The organism is Cupriavidus sp. 05T41 (assembly GCF_056396525.1).
This window is the reverse complement of record NZ_JBFTLQ010000202.1, coordinates 1-1,010: the sequence shown is the minus strand read 5'-3', so window position 1 is coordinate 1,010 and position 1,010 is coordinate 1. Positions and strand designations below refer to the sequence as shown.

At 57.0% G+C, this 1,010-nt stretch carries 1 protein-coding gene; it reads left to right on the top strand.

The window, feature by feature from the left end; translation table 11 throughout:
* Positions 1–180 precede the first annotated feature (180 nt).
* The coding region (locus tag AC1DKV_RS40475; protein WP_477139769.1) for a hypothetical protein at positions 181–1,010 on the top strand (830 nt) is incomplete at its 3' end.

The following is a 1,010-nucleotide window of genomic DNA, read 5'->3' as shown; positions in this document are numbered from 1 at the left end:
ACTGGCCGTTAGCGCATTCATTGCCATTTTCGATGACGACGCCCTGCAAAAATGGTGCAAACACACCATGTATCGCGGACCCAAGTTCAATGGGGAAAAACCATACGAGGATACGCAAKAAGAACTTGCCGCTCTCTATGGCGGACTGCGCGAGGTGCTCTGATGTACTACGTAKAGTGGATGGCATGGCTGCTCAACATCAAGTCTGATCAATGGTTTGAAGCKAACATGGGAGACGCCGACGGTTCAAAGAAGCCGCTGGTGGAACCCGTGTATGCAGAGACCGTGGCCGAAGACAAAGCGAATCAGGCAGCGAAACGGTTCGCACATGCCGAAACACGAGGTCCGGTCTATGCCTGCAATGACACTTACCTGGAAATGCGTTGTGGTGGCATGGAGGAGAAGCGCGGGCTGGTAACTTTTGTCTCAGGTGCGGTTGTTCTCCTCCTGTTTGGCATGTGGATTGACTTTGCCTTGCCCATCTTCTGGGCCTTCATCGTGGGCAACGAAACCGTGTTCGGCAGACCTTGGGATATTGGCGACATTGTTTTTGCGGTGTTCGTAACATTTCTTGCTGGCGCACCGCTCTGGTTTTATTTCAAATACGCTTTTCGCGTCACCCGCCTGGAAGCCTTGACCTCCCGTCACCTGCTGATCCGCTTCAACCGTGTCACGCGGCAGGTCTATCTGCATCGTCCTCCTAGCTGTGGAGGGATTGTCGTTGTGCMCTGGGAGGGCGTCAGTTCGATGGAAGTCGCCGGCCAGCGCTTGCTTCTCGGCTGGTTCGCCGACKACACGCCGCTGCCCTTTCCCGTCATAGCCTTTGTCGGCAAGCAAAGCAGCAGTGAGGCGGATTTGCAGGCGGAGTGGGAGTTCATCCGCCGCTACATGAACGAGGGCGGCCTGTCGGCCGTCCCGAAGCCGCGCATCAGCTCGCAACTGCCGCTGCCGTGGCAAGCCTTCATCGCGCAGTTCGAGGCCTTGGGGCCCTTCCTGCGCGAAGGCGGTCC